The organism is Streptomyces sp. NPDC101132, from assembly GCF_044759225.1.
Classification (GTDB): Bacteria; Actinomycetota; Actinomycetes; order Streptomycetales; family Streptomycetaceae; genus Streptomyces.
In genome coordinates this window covers 162,122-188,064 of record NZ_JBIVYX010000001.1, presented here as the reverse complement: position 1 = coordinate 188,064, position 25,943 = coordinate 162,122, and the positions used below count along the sequence as shown (strand labels likewise).

At 74.6% G+C, this 25,943-nt stretch carries 28 protein-coding genes and 1 pseudogene; 7 read left to right on the top strand and 22 right to left on the bottom strand.

Annotation, left to right across the window (positions count from 1 at the left end; translation table 11 throughout):
• Positions 1 to 45: 45 nt before the first annotated feature.
• Together ACIQUR_RS00945 and ACIQUR_RS00940 are read left to right on the top strand one after the other, a co-directional pair.
• Positions 46 to 873 carry a GNAT family N-acetyltransferase gene (locus ACIQUR_RS00945; RefSeq protein WP_403656457.1) on the top strand — a complete coding sequence of 276 codons (828 nt, stop codon included), beginning with the start codon at positions 46 to 48 and terminating at the stop codon, positions 871 to 873.
• Entirely contained in the window at positions 870 to 1,745 is an 876-nt protein-coding gene (locus tag ACIQUR_RS00940) for a lysophospholipid acyltransferase family protein (protein ID WP_403656454.1), read from the top strand. The genes ACIQUR_RS00945 and ACIQUR_RS00940 overlap by 4 nt, the downstream gene beginning before the upstream one ends.
• On the opposite strand, the gene egtD is transcribed toward ACIQUR_RS00940, so the two are convergent.
• From egtD to egtA, 4 genes are read right to left on the bottom strand one after another with little or no spacing between them, the layout of a single operon-like run.
• Positions 1,640 to 2,602 carry an L-histidine N(alpha)-methyltransferase gene (egtD, locus tag ACIQUR_RS00935; RefSeq protein WP_403656451.1) on the bottom strand — a complete coding sequence of 321 codons (963 nt, stop codon included), beginning with the start codon at positions 2,600 to 2,602 and terminating at the stop codon, positions 1,640 to 1,642. The genes ACIQUR_RS00940 and egtD overlap by 106 nt on opposite strands.
• Positions 2,599 to 3,357 (bottom strand): ergothioneine biosynthesis protein EgtC, encoded by a 759-nt coding sequence (gene egtC / locus ACIQUR_RS00930; RefSeq protein WP_403656448.1) that lies wholly within the window; start codon positions 3,355 to 3,357, stop codon positions 2,599 to 2,601. Before egtC ends, egtD begins: the two co-directional genes overlap by 4 nt.
• Positions 3,357 to 4,661 (bottom strand): ergothioneine biosynthesis protein EgtB, encoded by a 1,305-nt coding sequence (gene egtB, locus ACIQUR_RS00925; RefSeq protein WP_403656445.1) that lies wholly within the window; start codon positions 4,659 to 4,661, stop codon positions 3,357 to 3,359. Before egtB ends, egtC begins: the two co-directional genes overlap by 1 nt.
• Positions 4,658 to 5,992 carry an ergothioneine biosynthesis glutamate--cysteine ligase EgtA gene (gene egtA / locus ACIQUR_RS00920; RefSeq protein ID WP_403656442.1) on the bottom strand — a complete coding sequence of 445 codons (1,335 nt, stop codon included), beginning with the start codon at positions 5,990 to 5,992 and terminating at the stop codon, positions 4,658 to 4,660. The genes egtB and egtA overlap by 4 nt, the downstream gene beginning before the upstream one ends.
• Positions 5,993 to 6,141: 149 nt before the next feature.
• Between egtA and ACIQUR_RS00915 the strand changes: the two are divergent.
• Positions 6,142 to 6,900, top strand: a pseudogene (locus ACIQUR_RS00915) (TIGR02452 family protein); the annotation flags it as partial.
• Positions 6,901 to 7,172: 272 nt separating this feature from the next.
• Here ACIQUR_RS00915 and ACIQUR_RS00910 read toward each other — a convergent pair.
• From ACIQUR_RS00910 to ACIQUR_RS00865, 10 genes are all read right to left on the bottom strand, one after another.
• Positions 7,173 to 8,597 (bottom strand): HAMP domain-containing protein, encoded by a 1,425-nt coding sequence (locus ACIQUR_RS00910; RefSeq protein ID WP_403656439.1) that lies wholly within the window; start codon positions 8,595 to 8,597, stop codon positions 7,173 to 7,175.
• Positions 8,594 to 9,394, bottom strand: coding sequence for a response regulator transcription factor (locus tag ACIQUR_RS00905; protein WP_403656436.1), 801 nt, complete (start codon positions 9,392 to 9,394; stop codon positions 8,594 to 8,596). Before ACIQUR_RS00905 ends, ACIQUR_RS00910 begins: the two co-directional genes overlap by 4 nt.
• 230 nt (positions 9,395 to 9,624) lie before the next feature.
• Positions 9,625 to 10,230, bottom strand: coding sequence for a hypothetical protein (locus ACIQUR_RS00900; RefSeq protein ID WP_403656433.1), 606 nt, complete (start codon positions 10,228 to 10,230; stop codon positions 9,625 to 9,627).
• Between the two features lie 86 nt (positions 10,231 to 10,316).
• Positions 10,317 to 11,075 (bottom strand): cytochrome c biogenesis CcdA family protein, encoded by a 759-nt coding sequence (locus ACIQUR_RS00895; protein ID WP_403657925.1) that lies wholly within the window; start codon positions 11,073 to 11,075, stop codon positions 10,317 to 10,319.
• Between the two features lie 53 nt (positions 11,076 to 11,128).
• Positions 11,129 to 11,740, bottom strand: coding sequence for a TlpA family protein disulfide reductase (locus ACIQUR_RS00890; RefSeq protein WP_403656430.1), 612 nt, complete (start codon positions 11,738 to 11,740; stop codon positions 11,129 to 11,131).
• Positions 11,737 to 12,525, bottom strand: a complete 789-nt coding sequence (locus tag ACIQUR_RS00885; protein WP_403656427.1) for a thioredoxin family protein — start codon at positions 12,523 to 12,525, stop codon at positions 11,737 to 11,739. Before ACIQUR_RS00885 ends, ACIQUR_RS00890 begins: the two co-directional genes overlap by 4 nt.
• 297 nt (positions 12,526 to 12,822) lie before the next feature.
• The gene (locus ACIQUR_RS00880) at positions 12,823 to 13,383 is read right to left on the bottom strand and encodes a hypothetical protein (protein ID WP_403656424.1); all 561 of its coding nucleotides are present in this window, start codon (positions 13,381 to 13,383) and stop codon (positions 12,823 to 12,825) included.
• A gap of 176 nt (positions 13,384 to 13,559) precedes the next feature.
• The gene (locus ACIQUR_RS00875) at positions 13,560 to 14,378 is read right to left on the bottom strand and encodes a CAP domain-containing protein (protein ID WP_403656421.1); all 819 of its coding nucleotides are present in this window, start codon (positions 14,376 to 14,378) and stop codon (positions 13,560 to 13,562) included.
• A 233-nt stretch (positions 14,379 to 14,611) separates the two neighbouring features.
• Positions 14,612 to 15,073 carry a type II toxin-antitoxin system PemK/MazF family toxin gene (locus ACIQUR_RS00870; protein WP_403656418.1) on the bottom strand — a complete coding sequence of 154 codons (462 nt, stop codon included), beginning with the start codon at positions 15,071 to 15,073 and terminating at the stop codon, positions 14,612 to 14,614.
• A gap of 244 nt (positions 15,074 to 15,317) precedes the next feature.
• Positions 15,318 to 15,692, bottom strand: a complete 375-nt coding sequence (locus ACIQUR_RS00865; RefSeq protein ID WP_403656415.1) for a hypothetical protein — start codon at positions 15,690 to 15,692, stop codon at positions 15,318 to 15,320.
• Between the two features lie 346 nt (positions 15,693 to 16,038).
• Between ACIQUR_RS00865 and ACIQUR_RS00860 the strand changes: the two genes are divergently transcribed.
• Positions 16,039 to 16,350, top strand: a complete 312-nt coding sequence (locus ACIQUR_RS00860; protein ID WP_403656412.1) for a hypothetical protein — start codon at positions 16,039 to 16,041, stop codon at positions 16,348 to 16,350.
• Positions 16,351 to 16,675: 325 nt separating this feature from the next.
• On the top strand, positions 16,676 to 16,834 hold the full coding sequence (locus ACIQUR_RS00855; protein WP_403656409.1) for a DUF6126 family protein: 159 nt from the start codon (positions 16,676 to 16,678) through the stop codon (positions 16,832 to 16,834).
• A gap of 126 nt (positions 16,835 to 16,960) precedes the next feature.
• On the opposite strand, the gene ACIQUR_RS00850 is transcribed toward ACIQUR_RS00855, so the two are convergent.
• The 8 genes from ACIQUR_RS00850 to ACIQUR_RS00815 form a co-directional block, all read right to left on the bottom strand.
• Positions 16,961 to 17,323: an ArsR/SmtB family transcription factor gene (locus ACIQUR_RS00850; RefSeq protein WP_403657922.1), complete on the bottom strand. Its 363-nt coding sequence runs from the start codon at positions 17,321 to 17,323 to the stop codon at positions 16,961 to 16,963.
• Between the two features lie 234 nt (positions 17,324 to 17,557).
• Positions 17,558 to 17,968: an STAS domain-containing protein gene (locus ACIQUR_RS00845; RefSeq protein ID WP_403656407.1), complete on the bottom strand. Its 411-nt coding sequence runs from the start codon at positions 17,966 to 17,968 to the stop codon at positions 17,558 to 17,560.
• Between the two features lie 16 nt (positions 17,969 to 17,984).
• Positions 17,985 to 18,389: an ATP-binding protein gene (locus ACIQUR_RS00840; protein ID WP_403657919.1), complete on the bottom strand. Its 405-nt coding sequence runs from the start codon at positions 18,387 to 18,389 to the stop codon at positions 17,985 to 17,987.
• Positions 18,390 to 18,406: 17 nt separating this feature from the next.
• On the bottom strand, positions 18,407 to 18,829 hold the full coding sequence (locus ACIQUR_RS00835; RefSeq protein WP_403656404.1) for a pyridoxamine 5'-phosphate oxidase family protein: 423 nt from the start codon (positions 18,827 to 18,829) through the stop codon (positions 18,407 to 18,409).
• On the bottom strand, positions 18,826 to 20,478 hold the full coding sequence (locus ACIQUR_RS00830) for a SulP family inorganic anion transporter (protein WP_403657916.1): 1,653 nt from the start codon (positions 20,476 to 20,478) through the stop codon (positions 18,826 to 18,828). Before ACIQUR_RS00830 ends, ACIQUR_RS00835 begins: the two co-directional genes overlap by 4 nt.
• A gap of 74 nt (positions 20,479 to 20,552) precedes the next feature.
• The gene (locus ACIQUR_RS00825) at positions 20,553 to 20,894 is read right to left on the bottom strand and encodes an ArsR/SmtB family transcription factor (RefSeq protein WP_403656401.1); all 342 of its coding nucleotides are present in this window, start codon (positions 20,892 to 20,894) and stop codon (positions 20,553 to 20,555) included.
• A 294-nt stretch (positions 20,895 to 21,188) separates the two neighbouring features.
• Entirely contained in the window at positions 21,189 to 21,887 is a 699-nt protein-coding gene (locus ACIQUR_RS00820; RefSeq protein WP_403656398.1) for an alpha/beta fold hydrolase, read from the bottom strand.
• Between the two features lie 96 nt (positions 21,888 to 21,983).
• Positions 21,984 to 23,228, bottom strand: coding sequence for an MFS transporter (locus tag ACIQUR_RS00815; RefSeq protein ID WP_403656395.1), 1,245 nt, complete (start codon positions 23,226 to 23,228; stop codon positions 21,984 to 21,986).
• A gap of 224 nt (positions 23,229 to 23,452) precedes the next feature.
• Between ACIQUR_RS00815 and ACIQUR_RS00810 the strand changes: the two genes are divergently transcribed.
• Positions 23,453 to 24,481, top strand: a complete 1,029-nt coding sequence (locus ACIQUR_RS00810; protein WP_403656392.1) for a LacI family DNA-binding transcriptional regulator — start codon at positions 23,453 to 23,455, stop codon at positions 24,479 to 24,481.
• A gap of 144 nt (positions 24,482 to 24,625) precedes the next feature.
• The gene (locus ACIQUR_RS00805) at positions 24,626 to 25,810 is read left to right on the top strand and encodes a thiolase family protein (RefSeq protein ID WP_403656389.1); all 1,185 of its coding nucleotides are present in this window, start codon (positions 24,626 to 24,628) and stop codon (positions 25,808 to 25,810) included.
• Positions 25,811 to 25,943: the final 133 nt, after the last annotated feature.

Below are 25,943 nucleotides of genomic sequence, written 5' to 3'. Positions count from 1 at the left end.
CCGACCCACCCCGGCCAGGCCCCCGTGCCCGGACCAGGAGCCGCCATGACCATCGCCCCGCTGTCCCCCGTCCACGCCCCGGCCGCCGCCCCCGTCCCCTCCCCGATCCCCGCCCAGGGCGCCCCCGCCGGCGCCGGGGCCGGCGAGGCCCGCTACACCGTCCGCCTCGCCCGCGACGAGAACGAGGTGCGGGCCGCCCAGCGGCTGCGCCACGACGTCTTCGCCGGCGAGATGGGCGCCCGGCTCGACGGCCCCGAACCCGGCATCGACTCCGACGCCTTCGACGCCTACTGCGACCACCTCCTCGTCCTGGAGGAGACCACCGGCACCGTCGTCGGCACCTACCGGCTCCTGCCGCCCGAACGGGCCGCCGTCGCCGGCCGCCTCTACTCGGAGGGCGAGTTCGACCTCTCCGCCCTCGCGCCCATCCGCCCCGACCTGGTCGAGGTCGGCCGCTCCTGCGTCCACCCCGACCACCGCAACGGCGCCGTCATCGCCCTCATCTGGGCCGGACTCGCCCGCTACATGGAGCAGAGCGGCCACAACTGGCTGGCCGGCTGCTGCTCCGTGCCGCTGGCCGACGGCGGCGCACTCGCGGCCGTCACACGTGACACTGCAATGTCACGCCACCTCGCCCCCGAGGAGTACCGCGTCACCCCCCACCACCCCTGGAACTCCGACGGCATCCTCCGCCCCGGCCGCGCCGAACTCCCCCCGCTGCTCCGCGGCTACCTCCGCCTCGGCGCCTGGGTCTGCGGCGAGCCCGCCCACGACGCCGCGTTCGGCGTGGCCGACCTGTACGTACTGCTCTCCCTGCGCCGCACCAACCCCCGCTACCTGCGGCACTTCCTCTCCCTGGCGCCCTCCGCATGAGCGCCTGGCTGCCCACCGCCCCCTGCACCCCGGTGGGATGCGCGGACCAGCCGTTCCACCGGCCCGTCCCCGTGCCGCGCGCCGCCCTCCGGCTGGCCGCCGGGATCGCCGTGGTCCTCCTCGGCATACCCGGCGCCCTGCTGATACGGCCCCTCGCCCGCCCCCGCCGCGAGGCGGCCGTCCGCCGCTGGGCCACCGCCGTGGTCCGCGCCTTCGGCATCCGGGTACGCGTCCACGGCCACCCGGGCCCCCCGGGCGGACGCCTCGTCGTCCCCAACCACATCTCCTGGCTCGACGTCCCCCTCGTCGCCACCGCCCTCCCCGGCCGGATGCTCGCCAAGAGCGAGGTCCGCCGCTACCCCGTCCTCGGCGCCCTCGCGGCCCGCGCCGGCACCCTCTTCATCGACCGCGACCGGCTCCGCGCCCTGCCCGCCACCGTCGGCCGGATCACCACCGCACTGCTCGACGGGACCCGCGTCACCGTCTTCCCCGAGGGCAGCACCTGGTGCGGCCGGGCCGGCGGCCGCTTCCGGCCCGCGGCCTTCCAGGCCGCCCTGGACGCCCGGGTCCCCGTGCAGCCCGTCCGCATCGACTACCGGCTGCCCGACGGCAGCACCGCCACCGCCCCCGCCTTCGTCGGCGACGACCCGCTCGGCACCTCGCTCTGGCGGGTCGTCCGCGCCCGCGGCGTCACGGCCGAGATCCGCCTGCTGCCCCGGATCCCGGCCGGACGCCACCCCGACCGGCGCTCCCTCGCCCGCGCCGCTCAGGCCGCCGTCGCCAGCGACAGCGCGAACCGGCCCGCCGCGTCCGTCCACCACTCCGTCAGTTCCAGCCCGGCGGAGGCGAGTTCCGCCCGTACGCCCTCCTGACGGAACTTCGCCGACACCTCCGTACGGATCTCCTCACCCGCCGCGAACGGCACGACCAGATCCAGCGCCCGGATCTTCACACTCAGCTCGTGACGCGCCCGCAGCCGCATCTCGATCCACTCCCGCTCCCGGTCCCACACCGCCACGTGGTCGAAGTCCGCCGCGTGGAAGTCCGCGTCCAGCTCGCGGTCGATCACCGCCAGCACGTTCCGGTTGAACTCGGCCGTCACCCCCGCCGCGTCGTCGTACGCGGCCACCAGCGTCGCCTCGTCCTTCACCAGGTCCGTCCCCAGCAGCAGCGCGTCACCCGGCGACAGCATCGCCCGCACCGCCTTCAGGAACCCCGCCCGCTCCCCGGGCAGCAGGTTGCCGATCGTGCCGCCCAGGAACAGCACCAGCCGCGGCCCCGGCGACTCCGGCAGCTCCAGCGGCCGGGTGAAGTCCGCCAGCAGCGCGTGCACCCGCAGCCCCGGGTGCTCGGCCAGCAGCGTCTCCGCCGCCCCCTCCAGAGCGCTGGCACTCACGTCCACCGGCACGTACAGGTCCAGCGCCGGCATCGCCTCGATCAGGTGCCGGGTCTTCTCCGACGACCCGGACCCCAGCTCCACCAGCGTCCGCGCCCCGCTCGCCGCCGCGATCTCCGACGCCCGCTCCAGCAGGATCTCCCGCTCGGCGCGCGTCGGATAGTACTCGGGCAACCGGGTTATCTCCTCGAAGAGTTCACTGCCCCGGGTGTCGTAGAACCACTTCGGCGGCAGCGTCTTCGGCACCGACGTCAGCCCCCGCAGCACGTCCGCGCCGAGCGCGGCCTCCGCGGAGGACTCGTCCAGGGTCCGGGTCATCAGGAAACGGCTCACGGGGTCGGCTCCTTGAGGGGGGTCAGCGAGACATGGGTCCGCGTGGCGGTCAGCAGGGTCCGGTCCGGCACCTCGTACCAGCCCGGGTCGTCGTCGTACGGCTCCGAGGCCACCACCACCCGCGCGGCAGCCGGATCCGCCAGGTACCAGAGCGAATCGCCCCAAGCGGTGGCGAGGATCCGCTCGCCGTCGGTCAGCAGCAGGTTCAGCCGGGATCCCGGCGACGCGGCGGCCAGCTCCCGCACCGGCTCCCCGAGCGCCTGCCCCGGATCGTCACCGCGCTGCAACCGGTGCGCCACCACCGCCCACACGAACGCCGAATCCGTCCGGCACTCCATCGACAGCAGCGCCGCCGGGGGCAGGGCAGCGGCCAGCGGGGACAGCGCGTCCGGCCAGTCCCGCAGCGCCCCGTTGTGGCTGAACAGCCAGCGCCCGTCGGCGAACGGCGCGGCCGCCGCCTCGCCGTCCGCCCCGCCGACCGTCGCGTCCCGCACCGCGGCCAGCACGGCCCCGCTGCGCACCACCCGCGCCAGGTCGAGGAACGACTGGTCGCCCCAGATCGGCCCGTACCTGCGGTAGCGGGCCGGCACCGGGTCGTGCTCCGCGTACCAGCCCACCCCGAAGCCGTCCGCGTTGACCGTGCCGTACCGCTGGCGGCGCGGCGCCCACGACTGCCGGAACAGGCCGTGCTCCGGCTCCGCCAGCACCCGCCCGAGGCTGACCACCGGTCCCAGGTACGCCAGATGACGGCACATCAGGCATCCCGCGCGGTGCGGAAGCCCGAGAAGATCTGCCGGCGCACCGGCAGGTCCCAGTTGCGGAACGTCCCCCGGCACGCCACCGGGTCCACCGCGAACGACCCGCCGCGCAGCACCTTGTGCGCCGGCCCGAAGAACACCTCCGAGTACTCCCGGTACGGGAACGCCCGGAAGCCCGGATAGCCGGTGAAGTCGCTGGACGTCCACTCCCACACGTCGCCGATCAGCTGCCGCACCCCCAGCGGCGAGGCCCCCTTCGGGTAGCTGCCGGCCCCGGCCGGCCGCAGGTGCCGCTGCCCCAGGTTGGCGTGCTCCGGCGTCGGTTCCTCGTCACCCCACGGGTAGCGCCGCGACCGGCCCGAGACCGGGTCGTACCGGGCGGCCTTCTCCCACTCCGCCTCCGTCGGCAGCCGCCGCCCCGCCCACCGCGCGTACGCGTCCGCCTCGTACCAGCTCACGTGCAGCACCGGCTCGGCCGCGGGTACGGGCTCCACGACGCCGAACCTGCGCCGCACCCACTCCCCGCCCTCCAGCCGCCAGAACAGCGGCGCGCCGATCCCGTGCGTGCGTATCTGCTCCCAGCCCTCCGGGGCCCACCAGCGGCGCTCGCGGTAGCCGCCCGCGGTGATGAACTCCAGGTAGTCCCCGCAGGTGACCGGGACCGTGTCGATCCAGAACGGCGCCACCTCCCGCTCGTGCGCCGGCCGCTCGTTGTCCAGCGACCAGGGCTCCGCCGAGGTGCCCATCGTGAACGGCCCGCCCGGCACCAGCACTTCGGGCGCCGCGGGCGGCGGACCGGCGGGCGGCTCCGGCTCCGGCGCGGTCAGCACCGGAGCCCCCTTCCGCAGCTGATGGGTGATCAGCATCGTTTCGTCGTGCTGCTGTTCGTGCTGCGCGATCATGCCGAAGACGTAGCCGGCCTCGACCAGCTCGCTGCCTTCCAGCGGCGCGTGCTCCAGTACGTCCAGCACCCGGCCCCGCACCTCGGCGGTGTACCGGCGCGCCTGGTCCGGCGGCAGCAGCGGCAGCCGCGGCCGCTCCGCGCGGGGGTGCTCGAACGCGTCGTACATCGGGTCGATCTCCGGGTGCATCGGCTCCCGCCCGGCGACGTGCCGGAGCAGCCACAGCTCCTCCATGTTGCCGATGTGCGCCAGGTCCCAGACCAGCGGCGACATCAACGGCGAGTGCTGGGCGGTGAGATCGGGGTCGTCGACGCAGTCCGTCAGCGCGGTGGTGCGGGCGCGCGCCGCGGTCAGAGCGGTCAGGGCACGCTCCCGCGGGTCCTGAGGGGCCTCGTTCACGTTCGCGGTTCCTTCCCGTACGGGTGGGCGGGGGCGGCGGCCGGCGCGGCGGCCCGGTCGGGCGCGGCGGCCCGGTCGGGCGGGGCGGCCCGGTCGTCGGCGGGACAGCGGCCCGTGGCGACGTGGCGCTCGTGGAACCCGGCGACGGCGGAGAGGACTTCGGGGCGCGCCCCGATGCGGGGCAGGGCGTCCAGGGCCGCCAGGAAGCAGACCTCCGCGGCCGCCCGCAGCTCCGGGTCGGCGAGCCCGTGCACGGCCGCGGCCCGCCACAGCGGGTTGCGCGGCGCGGCCGGCGCCCCGGCGGAGTCGGCCAGCACCTTGACCGCGCGGTACGCGGTCTCCGCCGCCTCCGGGTCGTCGAAGAGCGCCGCCGTCACCGCGACCGGCACCTGCCAGCCGTCGTCCCCCGGCTGCGCGTCGATCATCCGCAGCTCCAGGTGGCCGCGGGGCCGCACCGGCGGGAACAGCGTGGTCAGGTGGTAGTCGAGGTCCTGGCGGGTGGGCGGCCGCGGGCCCGCGCCCCGGGTCCACTCGCGGAAGGTGAGGCCCTCCGGCACCTCCCAGGGGCCCTCGCCGTCCTGCCGTACGCACATCACGTCGGTGTCCAGCGCGTGCCGGGCCCAGGCCGCCCGGGGCTCGGCGTCCAGGGGCGGTGCGAGGGTGCGGCGGCCGTCCAGGTCGCTCCACACGCCCTGCCGGGCCGACCGCCAGCCCGCGTAAGGCCCCCTGGATCCGGGGGAGTTGGCGAAGGCGGCGACGAGGACCGCGCCCAGCAGGTGGGCGAGCAGCCAGCGCCGCCCGTGACCGAGCGGGCCCGGCTCCTCGTACCCGGCGTCCACGCACACCTGCACGGAGGCCGAGCAGCACATCATGGCCCGGCCGGCGGGACCCGTGCGGTCGAAGAAGCGCTCCATCGCGTCGTACCGCGGCTCGCGGAGCAGTCGGCGGGGCTCCTGCCGGGGGTCCTGGCCCAGGCCGCAGAGGTAGAGGCCCTGGTGGCGCAGGGCCGCCCGTACGGCGGTCAGGTCGGCCTGGAGTCCGTCGAGGCACTCGGTCAGCGACCGGGCGGGCCGCGAGCTGAGCTCCAGCTGTCCGCCGGGCTCGACGGTGAGCCGCGAGCTTAGGGGGAGGGCGCGGGCCGCGGCGTGGGCGGCCTCCAGCCGGCCGGGCGGCACGGGCTCGTCGGGCGCCTCCGCGTCGTACACCAGCCACTCGAGCTCGGCGCCGAGGTACCGGGGCGGACCCGTCTTGAAACAGATGCCGCGGACCAGCTCCTCGGTCTCGGACTCGCGCAGCGCGGGTGCGCCGCGCGGACGGGACTCCTGTGGCATGGCCGGATCCTCCTGTCGCAGGCCGTGTGCCGACGGGCCACGGCTACCCAAGCCGGTGCGAACGAACCCTCACAAGATCCGTTTGCGCCAAGCGGGCGGCAACCGCCGGGTGTTAAAGGGTTTGCGGCCTCCGGATCTGGTCTCGGACGATGGCGCCGGAACGACGAGCGCGTGGAGGGAAATCGGTGAGCGGTCGGCTTCGGGCAATCGCACAGGAGAACGCGGACATCGTGGCGTCCGGCGGGTACCGGGCGCCGTCGGGGCGTGAGGTGTCCCTCGCTGCCGCCGTGGCGGGAGCCATGGCGCAAACCAGGATATATGGCCCCGAACCTGTCGCTCTTGGTGAAGGAGCGCCACGCTCGGTGCCCGGCCCCACGGCCTTCGAGGTCACGGGCGAGTCCAGCACCGACGCGGCCCGCCGGCTGGCATCGGCCGGACGGGTGGCGGTGCTGAACTTCGCGTCCGCACGGAACCCCGGAGGCGGCTACGTACGGGGCGCGAAGGCGCAGGAGGAAGCCCTCTGCCGGGCCTCCGCCCTCTACCAGACGCTGCTGCGGGCCCCCGACTACTACGCCGTGCACCGCGCGGAACGCAGCGCCTTCTACAGCGACCGCGTGATCCACTCACCCGGGGTGCCGGTCTTCCGGGACGACCGCGGCACCCTCTTCGAGGACCCCTTCGAGGCCGGCTTCCTCACCGCCGCCGCGCCCAACGCCGGCGTCATCCGGGAGCAGGAGCCGGAGCGGGCCGGGGAGATCCCGGCGGCCCTCACCCGCCGCGCCGAACGCGTGCTGGAGGTCGCCGCCCGCCACGGCTACCCGCAGCTGGTGCTCGGCGCCTGGGGCTGCGGGGTGTTCCGCAACGAACCGGCACGGGTCGCGGCGGCCTTCCGTACCCACCTCGCCCCCGGCGCCCGCTTCGGGGACACCTTCGACCGCGTGGTCTTCGCCGTACTGGACCGCTCCCCGGCCCCCCCGCACCGCCTTCGCGACGGCCTTCCCGGAAGCGGTGCGCCCGGAGGGCGGCGAGGAGGCGTAGCGGCGCGCCGGGGGCCCGGTCGGTCCCCGGCGGGTCGGTGCCGGTCCCGGGCCGGTCGGTGGCTCCGGGGTCGGTGGCTCCGGCCGCCCGTGCGCGTACCGGCGGCAGGGACAGCCCGCGTACCGGCCGCAGGGACCGCCCGTCAGTGCTTGCGCACCCGGGCCGTGCGGCGGCGCGAGATGCGGGGGCGGCGGCCCGCCCCGGCCGCCGCCGTGGCCAGCGCGAACGTCACCGAGATCCGCGCCCCGCCCAGCTCGCTGCGGCCGATCCGCATCGCCCCGCCCGTGGCGCCCCCGGCCCGGGCCGCGATGTCCAGCCCCAGCCCGGTCGAACCGGTGCTGCTCCCCCGGGACAGGGCGCGCTCCGGGTCCGGAATGCCCGGCCCGCCGTCCTCCACGACCAGCTCCACCGCCTGCGCCGTCCGCACGACCCGGACCCCGAAGGGGGTGCCGGGCGCGGTGTGCCGGAACACATTGCCGATCAGGGCATCCACGACCGCCGCGATGTCGTCCTCGGACAGCCCCACGGCCGTGGGCTCCCCGGTCAGGTCCAGCGCGCAGTCCCGGCCCTGCTGCTCGGCCAGCACCGACCAGAAGGCGGTGCGCCGCCGCACCACCTCGGCCGCCTCGCTGCGCGGCCCGTCGCCCCCCGCGCCACTCGGCCGGCCCGCCCCGGCACCGTCCGCGCCCCCGGCCGGCGGGGTCCCGAGCATGCCCTGGCCCATGGGGCCCACCGCCAGCGGCGTGCGCGCGGCCGCGATGATCGCCTGAAGCTCCCGCTCCAGCGCGCAGACCGCCGCCTCCACCCGGGCCGACTCCGGGGTGCCCGCCATCCGCTCCGACGCCAGGTGGAGCGCGGTCAGCGGGGTCCGCAGCCGGTGGGACAGGTCCGCCACCAGCTCCCGCTCGACGGCGAGCAGTTCGGTCATCCGCTGGGCCATCGCGTTGAAGGCGACGCCCGCGTCCCGCAGTTCCCGCGGGCCCATCGGCTCCACCCGCGCCTCCAGGTCCCCCTGGCCCAGCGCGCGCGACGCCTGCGCCAGCCGCTTGGAGGACCGTACGACCTTGCCGGCGAGCCGGTCGGCCACCAGCACGGAACCGCCGATCAGCCCCACCGCGAGGAACGTCATCACCGCCCACGACTCCCGTACCCCGCGGGTCAGTTCCCCCTCGGGGACGAAGTTCTCGATGACGGCCACCCGGTCGCCCGGCAGCACCACCGGCTGGAGCCGGATCCAGCCGTCCGGGATCTCCTGGGAGATCGACTCCCGGCCCTCCCGGGCCCGTTCGAGCAGGTCGGCGGGGGCCCGCGACCGGCCCAGCGCACCGGCGTCCGGCAGGTGCACGACCAGGTGCTCGGCCCCGTCCAGGCTCGCGGCGGACTCCCGCAGCGCGGCCGGATCCGTCGTCAGGGTGAGGACCGGAGCCAGCGCGGCGGCCTGCTGCTCGGCCACGGTCACCCCTTGCTCCCGCACCAGCGACATCACCAGCGCGGCCAGCGGTATCAGGAAGGACAGGGCGACCATCGAGGTGGCGGCGAGCGCCACACCGGCCAGGGAACGTCTCACCGCGGCGCCACCAGCTTGATGCCGACCCCGCGGACGGTCAGCAGGTAGCGCGGCGCCGCGGCCCGCTCGCCCAGCTTGCGGCGCAGCGACGACAGGTGAACGTCGACGGTCTGGTCGTCCACGTACGGCTCCCGCCACACCTCGGTCAGCAACCGCCGCTTGGAGACGACCTGGCCCGTGTGCAGCGCCAGGTACGCCAGCAGGTCGAACTCGCGCCGGGTCAGCCGCAGCTCCACCCCGGCCAGGTGCGCGGTCCGCGCCCCCGGGTCCACCGACAGCTCGCCGACGGTGACGGCACGCGGCCCGCCGCCCGCGGCCGGGGGGACCGGGGGCGCGGACGGCACCGGGGAGCCCGGCGGCATCGAGGGCAGCGGGTGCGCCGGACGCACGGGGGACACGGGGTGCACGGGCGCCAGCGGGGAACCGGGAGGGACGTGGCCGCTGCGCCGCAGCACGGCGGAGAGCCGGGCGACGAGCTGCCCCCCGGAGAACGGTTTCACCAGGTAGTCGTCCGCCCCCGCGTTGAGCAGCGAGATGATCTCGGCCTCGTCGTCGCGCGCGGTGGCCACCAGCACCGGCACGGAGGAAATGCCCCGGATCATGCGCAGTGCGTCTCCTCCGTCCAGATCGGGCAGTCCCAGGTCGAGGACCACCGCGTCGACCGGTGTCCGGGTGACCTCGCGGAGGGCACCGAACCCGTCGCCCGTGCTGCGCACGGCGTACCCGTGCTCCGCCAGGACCTCGATGAGCGACTGGCGGATGCTGGGGTCGTCTTCCACGACGAGGACGCTGGGCATGGGGGACACCCTAGGGGGTGCCCGCAAGGTGCCGACGGCGCCCCCATGAGGGGCTCGTGGGGGGCTCGTGAGGGCTCGTGGGGGCCCGGCCCGGTGCGCCGGGACCCCGGCCCCGGGTGCACGGGAGGCCGTGCGGGGACGGGGTCGCGGACGCGGGGAGGCCGGGCCGAGCCCCGGTCCACGGGGGACACGGGTCTACGGGGGACACGGGGCTACAGGGTCCACGGGGTCTACGGGGCGTGGAAGGCCGGGCCGTCCGCGGTGACGTGCAGGCGTACGGGGCGGTCGGCGACCGGGATGGTGCACCCCTCCGTCGTGCTGCAGCTTGCGTACCCGACCAGCACCGTCGCCTCGCCCTCCGCGCCGGCGCGCACCGGCAGCGTCGTGGTGACCGGCCCGTCCGGGTACACCGGCACCGGGGCGTCGACCCCGGGCAGCCGGACGGAACGCACCGGCGCCCCCGCGGTCAGCGCGCCCCGCGCCCGGAGCGCCCCGGACACCGTCACCGAGGTCGGCCTGCCCACCCCGTCGACGCCGGAGGCCGGCAGGGCGGTGCTGTAGAGGTGGAAGCCCGGCTCCTCGGGCGTGAACACGGCCTTGAGCGTGCCCGCGGAGTCCCGCCAGTCGGTCACGGTCAGGGTGACGGTGACGCCGTTCTCGCTGAAGCGCGTGGTGGGGGCCGGGGCGGCCTCACCGCCGGCGGACCCTCCGGAGCCGCCGGTCTCGCCGGTCCCTTCGGCCCCGCAGCCCGCCAGCGCGGCCAGCGCGGCCAGGCACACCAGCCCGGCCGCCACCCGGGCCGTCCGGGAACGCCGCGCCCGCATCGGAATGTTCATGTCTGTTCTGCCTGCCTCAAGGTTCGAGAAGGTTCGAGAAGGATCAAAAGAGGGCGAAAGAGATGGAAAAGGATCGAAGGCGTGCCCTACAGCACGGCGGTGAAGTTCGCGCTCCACACCTGGAGCCGGTACACCAGCCCGCCCCACGCGCCCGTGGCCAGCAGCACGCCGACCAGCACGAGCATCCCGCCGCCGGCCCGCAGCACCCACGCGTAATGCCGCTTGACCAGCCCGAAGGCCCCCAGCGCCCGGCGGAAGGCCAGCGCCGCCAGCACGAACGGCAGCCCGAGCCCCAGGCAGTACGCGGCCATCAGCAGCGCACCACGCCCCGCGCTCGCCTCGGTCCACGCCAGGGCCTGCACGGCGGCCAGCGTCGGCCCGATGCACGGCGTCCAGCCGACCGCGAACACCGCACCCAGCAGCGGCGCCCCGGCCAGCCCCAGCGCGGGCCGCCGGTGACTGCGGAACTCCCGCTGCGTGAAACCGGGCAGCAGCCCCATGAACGACAGCCCCATGAGCACGGTGAACACCCCGAGCACCTGGTTCACCGTCTCCTGGTGGGCCAGCAGCGCCCGGCCCGCGTGGCCGAACAGGGCGCCGCCGGAGACCAGTACGGCCGTGAAGCCCAGGACGAACAGCAGCGCACCGCCCGCCATGCGGCCCCGGCTGCCGCCCCGCGCGTCGGCGAGGTCGGCCACCGACAGGCTCGTCACGTAGCTCAGGTAGCCCGGCACGAGCGGCAGCACGCACGGGGAGAGGAAGGAGACCAGACCCGCCGCGAACGCCACCGGGGCCGCGACGGCGAGCGTCCCGTTCAGCAGCTCCGGGGCGTCCGCGACCGCCAGGGCGGCGGAGGAGCCGGCGACCCCCGCCGGCGCGTACCCGAGGGGGAGGGCCGTCACGACGCCTCCTCCGCCACGCGCCGTACCAGGGGCTCCAGTTGGGCCTCGGTCACCGGCCCCCCGATGGCGGCGGCGATCCGGCCCCGCCGGTCCACCACCAGCGTCGACGGGATCGCACCCGGGTTGAGCAGCGACGGCGGGAAGCGGAGCAGCAGGTCCCCGGCGGGGTCGTGGATGCTGGGGAAACCCAGGCCGTGCGCGCGTACGAACTCCCGCGCGGCCGACCGGTCCCGGTCCCGGGTGTTGATGCCCAGGAACCGGACCCCGTCACCCCGCACCCGGCCGCTCAGCCGGGCCAGGCCGTCGGCCTCCGCCCGGCAGGGCGCGCACCACGAGCCCCAGACGTTGACGACCACCACCTCGCCCTCCAGCGAGGCGAGGGAGGCCGGCCTCCCGTCGAGGTCGTCGCCCGCCACGTCCGGCGCCCGCTGCCGGTCGGCCGGGTCCAGGACCGCCGCGGTGGCGGCGGTCCTCACCCCCGCGCGCGGCCCCGCGCCGGCGTCCGTGCCTCCGGAGTCCGTGACCCCGCCGGCCAGCACCAGGCCGGCCGTCACCCCGAGCCCCGCCACGACGGGGACGGCCACGGAGGAGCGGAGCGACCGTCTCACGACGCCCACTGGCGGAGGAAGGAGTTCAGGCCGTCGGCCGTCAGCGGCGGGTTGCCCGTGACGTGCGTGTCGGTGCGCACCGTGCCGGAGGGCGACACGACGACCAGGACGGGCATCTTGTACGTGCCGCCCGAGGGGCTGTACGTGCGCAGCAGACGGGAGTTGGCGGAGCTGTCGCCGCCGATGTCGATCTTCACCATGTGGTACGAGGACCCGAGGATCGACGAGGTCTTCGACTGGGCGAACACCCGGTCCGCGGCCTTGCAGTTGCCGCACCAGTTCGCGCCGAAGTCCAGCAGCACCATCCGCCCGTCGCTCTTGGCCGCGCGCAGCGCCGCGTCGATCCGTGCCGTCGCGTCGGCCGTGGGGTACCCGGAGCCGGGCACCGGCGCCGGCTCGGGCGCCGCGCTCGTACGGGCCGGCTTGGCGGGCTTGGGCGCCGGGGCGGCGGTCTTGGCCGGGGCGCGCTTCGGCGCGGGGGAGGAGGGACGTACGGACGGGGCCGCGGACGCCGAGGCGGACGCCGGCGCGGAAGCCGGGGCACTCGGGGAGGCCTCGGTGGACCCCGGCGTGGACCCGGCCGCGGCGCCGGCCGCCGAGCCCGAGTCGTCCGAGGTCTCCACGGCCGCGGGCGGTGCCGCGGAACCGGCGGACTCCGAGGCCGGACCGCACGCCGCGGTCAGGGCCGCCGCGACCACGGCGGCGGCGACCAGCGGCAGCCGCCGGGTACGGGCGCCGGAAGCGGCGCGGACGGCTCGGAGCGTGCGGGAACGGCGAGAACTCATGGCGAAGCACCCCAGGGGACGGTGGGACGGTGGGACGCGGGGAGAGCGGGACGGCCCTCCGGCACGTGGCGCCGGCGGTGCGACGGTGCGCCGGGGTGTCGTACCCGGCGAACGGAGGCCGCTCGGCTGACGGCGAGCATAGGACCGCCGGACGCCCCTGCAACCGCCTCGGAGCGATCTTCAGCTTGCCCTAAGGAACAGCTCAGATTCCGCTTCGCCGGAGCGCGCGCCCGGGCCCGGACCGGGTGGTGCGTACGCAGGTGAACCGGGCAAAGGGGACGGCGCCGGTGCCCGGGGTCAGAAGGAGGACTCGCGGACGCTCGCCCGCGCCCGGGGGTCGACCGTCGCGGTGACCACCGACTCGTGGTCGGAACCGGTGAACGTCACCGTGAGGGTGTCGTCGTCCTGCTGCGAGGTGGCCGCCTTGAAGCCGCGGGCGGGCACCGCCGAGATCAGGCAGACGCCCTTCGAGCCGTACCGCACCGTGACCTTGCCGCCCTGCGACGGCACGGTGTGCAGGCCGGCCCCGCCCGTGCAGTCCACGGGGGTGCCGGGGGTCGCGGAACGGGCGGGCCTGGGCGTGGGCCGGCCCGGAGTGGGGGCGGCGGACGAGGGGGAGGGCCGCCGCGTCAACGTGGGCGTGCCGCCGACCGGGGCGCTCGGCGACACCGACGCGGGCGCGCCGTCCAGGCCGGCCTGGACGGCCGGGGGCGTCTCGATGACGCCGGGCGCGGAGCGGGCCACGGGCGGAGTGTGCCGGGTCGTGCCGACCACGAACTGGACCGTGGCGAGCACGGCCGTCACGCTGGCGGCCGTGCACGACAGCCAGATGAGCAGGTAACGCGGGAAACGGGGCACGGCCCCATAGTGGCCGAGGCCCCGGCCGTCCCGTCACCTGCCCCCCTCCGGAACGTGGAACGCCCGGAACGCCGACGTCCCCCGGCCCGCGGTGGGGCCGGAGGACGTGGGGGAGCGCGCCTCGGGGTGTTGCGGGCGCCAGGGAACGTCTGGGGGATGAGGGCCTTGGCCCGGGACTACCGCGGGGTGCCGAAGTCCTGCGTCCACCACGGGCCGCCGTCGCCCTTGTGCACGCCTATGCCGATCTCCCGGAAGCTGCAGTTGAGGATGTTCGCGCGGTGGCCGGGGCTGTTCATCCACGCCTTCATCACCTCGGCCGCGTCCGACTGGCCGCGGGCTATGTTCTCGCCCAGGCCCGACCAGGCGTACCCCGCGTCCTCCACCCGGCTGGTCATGGTGGACCCGTCGGGGCCGGTGTGGGACATGACCCCGCTGCGGGCCATGGTGTCGCTGTACTTGCGTGCCGCGGCGGTCAGCCTGTCGTTCGCGGTCAGGGCGCCGCAACCGGCCGCCGCCCGCTCCTTGTTGACGATCGCCAGCACGGCGGACTCGGTCGCGCCGTCGGCGGTCCCGCCCGAGCCGCCGGACCCGCCCGAACTGCCGGAACCACCCGAGCTTCCCGATCCGCCGCCCACGGTCCCGGCCGGCTTGCGGGTGGGCTTCGCGGACTTCGACGGCTTGGCGGGGTTCGCGGCCGACGGAGTCGGAGTGGCGGTGCCCGGAGTCGCGGAAGCCGTCGGCGTGACCCCCGCGGCTCCGGGCGTCGCCGAAGAGCCGGCCCCCGGTGTGGCCCCGCCGCCCGCACCGGACGTGCCGGCGCCGGGCACGGATCCCGCCCCCGCCGCGTCACCGGCGGCGGCCTTCGCGGACGCCGGCCCGGACGCGCCGTCGGCCCGCGCGTCCGCCCCGCCGTCCCCGCCGGCCCCGGCCACCGCCACCCCGACGGCCACGACCGTGGCCGCCGCGGTGACGGACAGGACGACGCGCGTACGCATCCGCCGCTTCCGCCGGGCCTCGGCTCGGGACAGCGGTTCGGAAGTTCTGCTCGGGCTCATGCCGGTCGCACCTCAAAGGGGGAGGAGTGGAGGGGAGTTCCCCCGACCCTAGGACCCCGACCGGCCAAAGGGCGCCCCGGGAAGCGTACTTAAGGTTCCCCTCAGGAACCCCGCAGGACCGGCACAGGACGAACCCGGCATACGGCCCGTCCGGACCGCCGGTACACGGCCCGTCAGGACCAGCCGTACCGCTCCCGCAGCCGCCCGATCACCCGGTCGAACCGCCCCCGGTCCAGCGCACACGCCTCGCGCCGCATCCCGGCCTCCGTCACGCGCAGCACCCGGTCCACGTCCACCCAGGACTCCCGCCCCTCCCGGTCCCAGGGCCCGGCGCCGATCGCCACCCACTCCCGGTCGTGGTCGTGCCGCTTGCTGGACAGCTGCACGGCCAGCAGCGTCCCGCCCGCCTCCCGCGCCACCACCAGCACCGGCCGGTCCTTGCCCCGCCCGTCGTTCTCCTCGAACGGCACCCAGGTCCACACGATCTCGCCCGGGTCCGGATCCCCGTCGTACGCGGGGGAGTACTCGGTCCGCACGGGCCCGATCGCGACGGGGTCCACCTCGGCGGTGGCCGCGGGGTCACCCCGGCCCGGTTGCTCCGTGTGGTCGCTGCTCTGCTGTGAAAGTGCCGTCATTGCGGGGAGATTACTGGTTTCCCGGCGCGCAGGACAGCCGCCGCGGTCACACTCCGCATTCACCGGCCGCACCCCACGGCTGTGGTTCGAGCCGGGCCGTGCTGCAGTGCGGCGGCCGCGGTGGCCGCCGCACGTGGCGTCATCGGACCCCGCCCGCCCGTACCGGCACACGCAAATTTGGCATGTGTTTAATTGAAGAAGTCTTCAACTTGTGGGCATGCTGAGCCCGGACTGTCGAGGCCGGTCAGAACTCCAGTTGGGCTTCGATGCGGCCGAGCTGATGGCGGGCCATGGCCAGGTTGGACTTCGCCTTGTCCAGGACGAGGTAGAGGAACAGCCCGTTGTTGCCGCGGCCCTTGAGTAGCCGGATGAGGTGGTACTGACTGCCGAGCGTGATGAGCACGTCGACGATCTCGTCGTCGAGACCGAGGAGTTCCATGGTGCGCGTCTTTGCGCGGATCACGTCCGTGTTGCCTGCCGCGGCTACCGCCAGGTCGAGGTCCTTGTCGCCTCCCATCGTGCCCAGCGCCATGCCGCTGGTGTAGTCGACCAGGGCGGCGCCCAGGCTGCCCTCGATCGAAGTCACGATCTCCTTGAGGGAGGTTTCTATGTTGGCCATGACTTCTTCCTCACTTCTCGTGGCACTTGCTTCCGGCAAGTGCCTGCCGGTTGTGCGACGAAGAGACTACGCACCGTGGGCGAGGGTGGAGCCGGAATCCCAGTCTTCGTGATGATTTACGGGAGATTGTGGTAGCGCGTCTTCGCAATGGTTCTCGACCGTCCGGGAACGGCCCTGCCGAATCTTGCTCAAGGCCGGCCCGGAGCGCGGAGTCCGGACTCGGGCTAGGGCTGGTTTGTCCGGACATGAGTGTCGATCGTGACAGCGGATCCGGGGTGTTCGGGGGACGGCGCCGTCTGGCGCGTGCGGGGCTCGGCGGGGCGGCGGCGCTGGCTGCCGGGCTGGTGTGCGGGCCGCCGGCGGCGTCCGGCGCGCGGACGGAACCGGCGGCCGGCGGTGGGCTGCGGCCGTCCATGCCGACGACGGCGCGGAGCTTCCGGCCCACATCCGCTTCCTGGCGGACCGGATCCGCCCGGCGATCGACCACCGGCTCCAGGGCGAGGCGCGAGTGGACGCGGCGGTCACCGAACACGTGCGCCGGGTGCGGGCCCGTCTGGCCGCCGAGCCGGACCTCGCCGCCCGGATCTCCCACGGTCGCCTCGCGGTGGTCGGCGCCCGGTACGAGCTGACCAGCCGGCGGGTGCACGAGGTGTCCTGACCGGCCCCGGGGCCGGTTCCGGGGGCCGGGCGCGGCGGGGGATCCGGCTGCCCGACCGCGCACCGCGGCCGGTGAACTTCCCGGCGGGCCCACACCCGGCTAAACTTGCAGAGTTATGCAATTTGCTAGTTTTGGATGTGGTGGGCGGAGGGCGCGGCGTGGCAAAGCAGCCGGTGATGGCCCGCCACCCCGGCGGGCAGTCGGCCGCCCAGGTGTGGAGGAACGGCAAGACGGTGGTCGTCCGCCTCATCCTGCCGGAGGGCACGCCGTGAGCAAGCAGGGCCCAGACGGCCGTCCAGCCGGGTACCAGGAAGGAAGACGCGTCATGACGGACAACCTGCCCGAGAAGGACACGGCCGCGGATCACGAGAAGTGGAAGGAGAGGGGCGTCGCGATGCGGGCCTTCTTCTACATCTTCGGCACGCATCTGTTCGCCGGGTTCGTCTGGTTGCTGTTCCAGCTCGGGCAGCACGCCCAGAAGTGACACCGGTACCGCCGCAGGGGGTGCAGCTTCGGCGCGTGGCGGGAGCGGCCGTCTTCCGGTGCCGGCAGCGCGTTGAACCCGCACCGACGGCAGACGGCCGCCGTGTGGGGGGTGCCGGCCCGTCACTCAGCCGTGGCGGCCGGCCTTGAGGTCGGCCAGGAGTTCCGCCTGCCCCTCCAGGAGGCCGGACAGGATGCCGCGGGCGACCCGCAGCAGCTCGGCGATCTGGGGGTGGGTGAGGCTGTAGTACACGTTCGAACCTTCCCGGCGGGTGACCACCAGGTTCGCCTTGCGCAGGACGGCCAGCTGCTGCGACAGGCTCGCGGCTTCCACCTCGACCTGGGCCAGGATCTCGGCGACGGCGTGCTCCCGTACGGACAGGAGCTCCAGCACGCGGATGCGGAGCGGGTGCCCCAGCGTCTTGAAGAAATCCGCCTTCAGCTGGTACAGCGGTGTGCTCGCCTGCGTAGCCCTGCCGTGACTGCCCATCTCGCCCACCCGGAACCGCTCCTTCGCCGGGGCATCTGTCTGCCCCTCTTCACGCCTTGTGACCTCCACAATTGCAGATGCCTGCAACTCGCGCGCCCTGCGGGGCGCCGTTCATGACGTTCGGCTCCCCCTGCGGGCGCCGGTCGGGCTTTCCTGCGGAATTCGGCCTTCGGGACCAGGGGACCAGGCCCTCGACCTTCCTGGCGGTGCACGCGACCGCGCCGGAGCGGGGTCTCAGGTGCGGGCGTGCGCCTTGGGGGACTGCTCGGCAGGCCACTCATCGGTGGTCCACTGCCTGACCGTGCCGCGGGCACCGTGGGCGGCCAAGGCGTGGGCGAGGTCGCAGTGGACGGGCACGGGCGGGCAGGTGGCGTCGGGCACGAGGGAGCCGTCGGCTGGTATCGCGGCGAGTTCGAGCCGGCGGCCGCGCTCGGCGAGCCGGCGGGCGGCCTGGGCGACCGCGATCTGCCCGCCGGCCGACCAGCCCAGCAGCCTGGTCAGGTCGAGGATCACCGGTCCGGTGCCCCGGGCGAGGGCCCAGCCGACGGCTCCGTTGAACCGGTCGGTGGCATCCGCGCCGAGATACCCCGCCAGGGACAGCACACTCAGCTCCTGGCGTGTCGTGTAGCGCCATTCGATCGTCATCGTCAGCTCCTCGGCTTCACAGGGGAAGGGTGATCCAGATGGCTTTGCCACGCCCGTCCGCGTCCGCCCGTACGACGGCGGTGCCTCCGAGCTCCATCGTCAGCTCCACCACCATGGCCAGGCCGCTGCCCGGGGCGGTGGCGAGCGCCCCGAGCAGGGCGGGCTGGTAGGGGTGCCGGTCGTGCACGGCGAACGCGAACGCCCCCGGCCCGTGAGCGTAGGTCACGGTGATCATCGGCGAGGTCGCGGCGGCGTGGCGGACGACGTTGGTGACCAGCTCGGCCAGGATCAGCAGCGCCGGACCGACGTTCGGATGACGAAGGCCCACCCCGCATTCGACGAGGACGAGTTCGGTGGTCTCGCGGGCGATGCGGACGGCCGAGCCCACGGCCGGTACGTCCAGCACGTGCCGGTACGGCATCGCCGGGGCCTGGACGCTCACCGGCCCGCCCCGGACGCCGGACGGGCCAGGCGGAACCCGGACACCTGCTGCGGGTGCAGCCGCAGCAGGGTGTCGTGCGGACCGTGGGCCCAGCCGCGCAGAGTGCGCCGGTAGTGGGCGGCCTCGTCCCGGTTGGTGATGACGTCGGCAGGGCCGTGGGCGCTGACCGTCCAGCCGGTCCCGGCCGGAGCGCGGATCTCGTCGACCTGGTAGGTCAGCAGGGCCCGGCCGGGGACCGTGGCGGCCTGCACGGGGGCGCGGACGATGAGGCGTCCGTACTCCATGACGTGCGTGGCGGGGCGGATGACGGCGAGCTCCCGTTGGACGTATACGAGTCGGCCCTGGGTGGAGCCTTCGAGGAGCCAGAGGGCCTCGGTGCCCGAGACCTCGGTCATGCGCAGGTCGGCGGGGACGGTCATCGTGCTCTCCGGGTGCGGTGGGGTCGGTGGTGCGGTCGGGGCAGCAGGCCCGCCTGTTCCAGCTGCTTGCGGGCGCCGGCGATGGCCTCCGGGGTGGTGGCGTACTCGCGGCCCTCCAGGCGCAGCAGCTCCAGGGCGCCGACGGCGTCCAGGGCCTGGCGCTGCCCGGGCCGGATACCGGAGGCCATGACCGCGATGCCGCGGCGGTTCAGTCTCTCGACCGCGTCCTTGAGGACGAGTGCGCCGGTGGCGTCCAGGGTGGTCACCCGCGCCATGCGCAGGATGACCACCCTGACGTCGGAGACCTCGGAGAGTTCGAGGAGGAAGCGGTGGGCGCCGGCGAAGAAGAGGGGGCCGTCGATGCGGTAGGCCACGATGTGCTCCGCGAGGAGCTCGTGTTCCTCGTCGCTGTGCTCGCCGGGCAGGTCGGGGCGGAAGTCGACCTGCTCCATCCGGGCTTGGCTCGCCACCGCCTTCAAGGCGAGCGCACCGGCGACGACGAGGCCGATGATCACCGCGTACACGAGGTCGAGGAGCAGCGTGGCGGCGGCGGTCAGGACGAGGACGACGGCATCCGAGCGGGTGGCCTTCGCCATCGCGCGCAGCGAGCCGACCTCGACCATGCGGACCGCCGTCGCCAGCAGTACGCCGGCCAGCGCGGCGAGGGGGATCGCCGAGACCAGGGGGGCGGCTGCGAACACGATCACCGCGAGTATCGCGGAGTGGGTGAGGGCGGCGAGTCGTGAGGAGGCGCCCGTACGTACGTTGACCGCCGTGCGGGCGATCGCGGCGGTGGCCGGGACGCCGCCGAACAGGGGGGCTGCGAGGTTGGCGACGCCCTGCCCGAACAGTTCCTTGTCCGGGTCGTGCTGCTGCCCCACCGTCATCCCGTCCGCCACGGTAGCCGACAGCAGGGACTCCAACGCGGCGAGCGCCGCGACCGCGACCGCCGGCGCCAGCAGCGAGCCGAACGCGGACGGGTCGAGGAAGGCGAGGGACGGTGCGGGGAGCCCGGCGGGCAGGTCACCGATGGGGGTCGCCCGGTCCAGTTGGAAGAGCTGCGCGAGTGCGGTGGCGGCGATCACCGCGACGATCGAGAACGGGATGGCCGGCTTCCACCGGGCGCCGGCCAGCATCACCGCCGCGACACCCAGCGACAGGCCGATCGCCGTCCAGTTCGGGAAGGCGGCGAACTGCACGACCGCCCGCCACGCCACCACCAGGACCTTCTCGCCCTCCGGCTTGTCGACGCCGAGCGCGTTGGGTATCTGCTGGAGGCCGATCACGCACGCGATTCCCAGGGTGAAGCCCTCCACCACAGGCGCCGGCACGTACCGCATGTACTGTCCGGCCCGCAGCAGGGCGAGCCCGATCAGCAGCACTCCGGCCATCAGACCGACGGTGAGGACGCCGCCGGGCCCGTACTGGGCGACGATCGGGACCAGCACCACGGTCATCGCACCGGTGGGCCCGGACACCTGAAGGTTCGACCCGCCGAACAGGGCGGCGAGCGCGCCGGCGACCACGGCCGTGGCCAGCCCCGCCTCCGCACCCAGCCCGGAGGAGACCCCGAAACCGAGGGCCAGCGGCAGGGCGACGATCGCCACCGTGAGACCGGCCAGAAGATCCCGGCGCGGGCTGCGGGCCATGACCGCATAGTCGGCCCGGGCCGGCAGCACGGAACGGATCCGGCCGTGCACGGCCGCCAGAGACGTGCTCACGCTCACGAGGCCGGGACCTCGGACTCGCGGAGTTCCTCCAACAGCTCGCTCCGCCCGGTCAGGACCTCGGTGAGGATCCGTCGCGCCGCCAGCAACAGCTGCGCGACGTCCCCGCCCGCCAGGGCGTAGAGGACCGTCGCACCGTTACGGGTCGAGGTGACGATCCCCGCACGGCGCAGGACCGCGAGCTGCTGCGACAGCGCGGAGGGCTCGACCTCGATCGCCGCCAACAGGTCCCGCACCGGCATCGGCCCGCCCTGCAACAGCTCCAGAACCCTTATCCGCACCGGGTGCCCGAGCATCCGGAAGAACTCGGCCTTCGCCTGGTACAGCGGAACCGGCACGGTCTCGCACCCTTCTCACCACCCCGAACGGGGCAAACGCCTGGTGCCGTATCCGCGGCTCGACACAGCAATCACAGCATCTATGAAATTGCAGACTTCTGCAATTTATGGAAGCTGCGAACCGCGGGGCGGCGTTGACGAGGCCGTGCGGTGAGGCCGATCGGGAGCCGACAGCGCCTCCCCCGGGCGTCCCGCTCGGCGGCCCGGGCGCCGCACGGTACGGACCGGCCGGTCCCTGGCGGGGTGGGTGGGGGGACCGGCCGGTCCGGGCTGGGGCCTGTCGGGCGGGGGCCGTCAGAGCCAGCCGGCCAGGGAGGTCATGAAGCCGTCGAAGTCGTCGCGGTGGATGGTGTGTCCGGCGCCCGGGACCGTACGTACCTCGAAGCCGCGCTCCTCGAGCAGCGCCGACCGTTCGGCGTCGACCAGGAAGCTCGGGTCCGCGAGCTGGACCAGTGACGGGACGACCGGTGCGGCCGGCAGCAGGTCGGTGCCGGCGAGCGGGCCCAGGCAGTGCGCGGTGGTCTCGTCCCACAGGGCGAGGGTGGCCAGTTCGACCTCGACGTCGGTCTCCTCCCAGCGCGGGTTCATCAGCCGCACGGACTCCCGGGTGGCCTCCGTCTTGAACCGCGCGAACATCTCCGGGCCGAAGCCTTCCCGGGGGAGCGCCAGGTGCCAGGCCGGGTCCGAGTACACGGCGCGCTTCGGCGCCAGCCGCTCGACGGCCAGGTGCAGGGTCAGGCCGCCCAGCGAGTGGCCGATGGCCAGGTCCGCGCCCGTGGGCAGGGTCTCGGCCAGGTCGTCGGCGAACAGCGCCGGGCCGTACTCGCCGCGCCCGCTCCGGCCGTGCCCGCGCAGGTCCACCGCGATGACCCGGTAGCCGTGTTCGGCCAGTGCGGGCCCGACCCGCCGCCAGGTGCGGTGGTCGGACATGATGCCGTGGACGAGCAGGGCGACGCGGTCGCCTTCGCCCCAGGTGTGGGTGTGCAGTTGCACCGTGGTGCCTCTTCCGGTTGTTGTGGGTTGGGGTGGGTTGGGGTGGAGTGTTGGGGGGGGTGGGGTGGTGGGTGCGGTCGGGGGGATGCCGGGCCGTCAGCGCACCGAGCGGATCGGCTTCACAGCCAGTGCGCCCGCCACCGACAGCACCGCGGCCACCAGGAACAGCGCGGTGTAGCCGCCGCTCACGGACACCACCACCGAGGCGATGAACGGGGCGACGATCTGCGGGCCGGCGTTGGCGATGTTGAGCACGCCCATGTCCCGTGCGGCGTCCTCCGCGGCCGGCAGCACCATGGTCACCAGCGCGGTGTCGACGGCCATGTAGCAGCCGAAGCCGAGGCCGTTGACGACCGAGAAGGCCAGCATCGCGGTCCAGCCGGAGGAGAACGCGGGGATCAGCAGCGCCAGCGCGGACAGCAGGGCCGAGGCGCCGACGAACAGCTTGCGCCGGTCGAAGCGGTCGGAGAGGTAGCCGCCGAGCACCGTGGAGACCACCATGGCCACGCTGTTGAGGGGCATCAGCAGCGCCACCGCCTCCTCGGGCTCCATGCCCGCGGGCAGCACGGTGTGGTCCTGGAGGATGTACAGCTGGTACGCGCTCACCGCGAAGTACCCGAGCACCAGCAGGGCGCGGCCGATGAACGCCCACCGGAAGTCGTGGTCCCGCAGGGCCGCGGTGAACGCGGCGAGCTGGGCCCGTACCGGCACCGGCACGCGGGCCGGCAGGCGCTCCTCCCGGGTGCAGGCCGTGAACAGGACGGCGGCGCCGGCCACGATCGCGCCGAACACCAGGTAGCCGGTGCGGTAGTCGTCGGAGAACGCGGCGCCCAGCAGTGCGCCGATCGTGGAGCCGAACGGCAGGCCGAGCCCGACGGCGGCGGAGGCCCTGCCGCGCGCGGAGACCGGCACCCGGTCGGGCACGACGGAGGTGAGGGCGGCCTGGTAGACGTTCATCACCGCCTGCCCGAGACACCAGGCGATCATGATCAGCAGGATGGTGTCGACCAGGCCGAGCAGGAACATCGCGGGGAGGGCGAGCAGACCGCCGCCGAGGATCCAGGGGTTGCGCCGTCCCGAGCGGTCGGAGAGCGCCCCCGCGACCGGGTTGAAGACGGTCGCGAAGATCGCGGAGACCCCTCCGATCAGGCCGAAGTTGGCCACCTTGTGCGCCGGGTCGATCTCGGCGACCTGGAGCGCGAGCAGGACGCCCGCGACGCCGACGTACAGGGCGTACATCGCGGTGTTGCCGGCCAGGAGCAGGGGGAGCAGCCCGCGTGCGGGGCGGGACGGGGTGGCGCCGGCCTCGGACGTGCCGGTGCCGGGGGAGGAAAGGGCCACGGTGCCCTCCAGGGCAGGGGGGAGTGTGCGGACGAGGGGCGTGCCGCTGCCGGGTCATGGGTGACATTGCAATGGCACGGGGAGGCGTGGTGGCGGGGGCGGGGGTATGCCACGGTCCACAGGTTGGTTACACGTGTCAATGACTCGTGTAACCACTGTGTAGCATTCGTTTCCGGCCATCCGCTAGACCCCGGACCCGACCGGTCTGGAAGGATGCCAGCGCAATGTCACAGTCATCGAAGCCGCAGCCGGCCGACGCCGCCGCCCCCTCCGTTCCGACCAGCGCCGACGTCGCCCGCCTGGCCGGCGTCTCCCGCGCCACGGTCTCGTACGTGCTCAACAACGCCGAAGCGGTCCGGATCAGCGAACCGACCCGCCGCAAGGTCCGCGAGGCCGCCGAGGAACTGGGCTACGTCCCGCACGCCGCCGCCCGCAGCCTCCGCGCCGGACACACCCGGATCGTCCTGCTGCCCACCTCGCACATCCCGATCGGCCCGCTCTACAGCCGGTTCCTCAACGAACTCCAGTGGGCCCTGCGCCGCCTCGACTACACCGTCGTGCAGTACGGCAGCCTCGGCCTCAGCGGCGACCAGGCCGCCCGCGCCTGGGCGGAGCTCCGCCCGGTGGCCGTGATCTCCCTCGGCGAGATCACCCTCTCCCCGCGCAACGTCGCCACCCTCAAGCGCGCCGGCGCCCGCGCCGTCATCACCCTCGGCCCCCGCACCGTCGCCGGCGCCCACGCCCTCCTCATGGACCAGACCGAGGTCGGCGCCCGGGCCGCCGCCCACCTCGCCGAGCGCGGCCGCCGCCGGATCGGCGTCGTCGTCCCCGAGGAAGAAGGCCTGGAACTCTTCTCCGCCCCCCGCCTCGAAGGCGTCCGCGCCGTCGCCGCCACCACCGGCGTGCACGTCGAACCGCTCCCCATGAGCTACACCGAGGTCTCCGCCGAACGCCTCGCCGCCCGCTGGCCCGCCCTCGACGCCGTCTTCGCCTACAACGACGAGTACGCCATGCTCCTCATGCGCGCCCTCCAGGACGCCGGCCTCCGCGTCCCCGAGGACGTGGCCGTCGTCGGCGCGGACGACCTCCTCATCGGCCGGCTGCTGCGCCCCCGGCTGAGCACCGTCCGGCTGGAGATGCCCACCGGCGACAGCCTCGCCGAGCTGGTCGACCGGGTGGTCCGCGAACCCGCCGAGCCCCAGGAGCGCCACGACCTGATGGCCGCCCGGCTGGTCCCCCGCGAATCCAGCTGAACCCGCAGGTCAGCGGGGGTCACCGTTGACACGCGGCGGTGGCGGGCGGAGACTGCGGGCGCGTTGACCAGACGCGCCCCCGCGCAGCGGCACCCCCGCACGCGCCCCGCAGTCCCCGCACGGACCGGCCCAGGAGAGACCCCGATGAGCATCCGCGACGTGTACATCGTCGACGCCGTCCGCACCCCGATCGGCAAGTTCGGCGGCGCGCTGGCCGGGGTCCGCCCCGACGACCTGGCCGCCCACGTCGTACGCGCTCTGGTGGACCGTACGCCCGACCTCGACCCCGCCCGGATCGACGACGTCGTCTTCGGTGACGCCAACGGCGCCGGCGAGGACAACCGCGACGTGGCCCGGATGGCCGTGCTCCTCGCCGGCCTGCCCGTGTCCGTCCCCGGCGTCACCGTGAACCGCCTGTGCGGCTCCGGCATGGAGGCCGTCGTCCAGGCCGCCCGCGCCATCGCCCTCGGCGACGCCTCCGTGGCCGTCGCGGGCGGCGTGGAGTCGATGACCCGCGCCCCCTGGGTGGTGCAGAAGCCCGAGCGGGCCTTCCCCGCCGGCCACCAGCAGCTGTGGTCCACCACCCTCGGCTGGCGGATGACCAACCCCCGGATGCCCGAGGAGTGGACCGTCTCCCTCGGCGAGGGCGCCGAGCTCGTCGCCGACAAGCACGGCATCACCCGCGAGGCCCAGGACGCCTTCGCGCTGGAGAGCCACCGCAAGGCGGCCGCCGCCTGGTCGGCTGGCCTGTACGACGGCGAGGTCGTCCCGTACCCGGGCGTCGAGCTGGTGCGCGACGAGTGCATCCGGGAGGGTTCGACCCCCGAGGCCCTCGCCCGGCTCAAGCCCGCGTTCCGTCCCGACGGCACCGTGACGGCAGGCAACGCCTCCCCGCTCAACGACGGGGCCGCCGCCCTGCTCCTGACCGACGAGGAGGGGCTGCGGGCCACCGGCCGCGAGCCGCTCGCCCGCATCCGCACCTCCGCCGTCACCGGCATCGAGCCGCACCTGTTCGGGCTCGGCCCGGTGGACGCCGTCCAGCGCGCCCTCGCCAAGGCCGGCCGCGGCTTCGGCGACCTGACCGCCTTCGAGCTGAACGAGGCCTTCGCCGCCCAGGCCCTGGGCTGCCTGGCCGAGTGGCCCGAACTCGACCCCGCCCTGGTCAACCCGCGCGGCGGCGCCATCGCCATCGGCCACCCGCTCGGCGCCTCCGGCGCCCGGCTCGCCGGCTCCGTCGCCCACCAGCTGGCCGCGGCCGGCTCCGGCACCGGCCTCGCGGCCCTGTGCATCGGCGTCGGCCAGGGCATCGCGCTGGTCCTGGAACGCTGACCGGCAGGCGACCGGCCGGCGAACGTTTCCGGTCACCAACTGCCTGATAACCGGCCTGATATGGGGACCGGCCGTGGCTAGCATGACGCGTGCCCGCAGCCCGGCCGGGCCCCCGCCGCCCGGGCGCCCACCC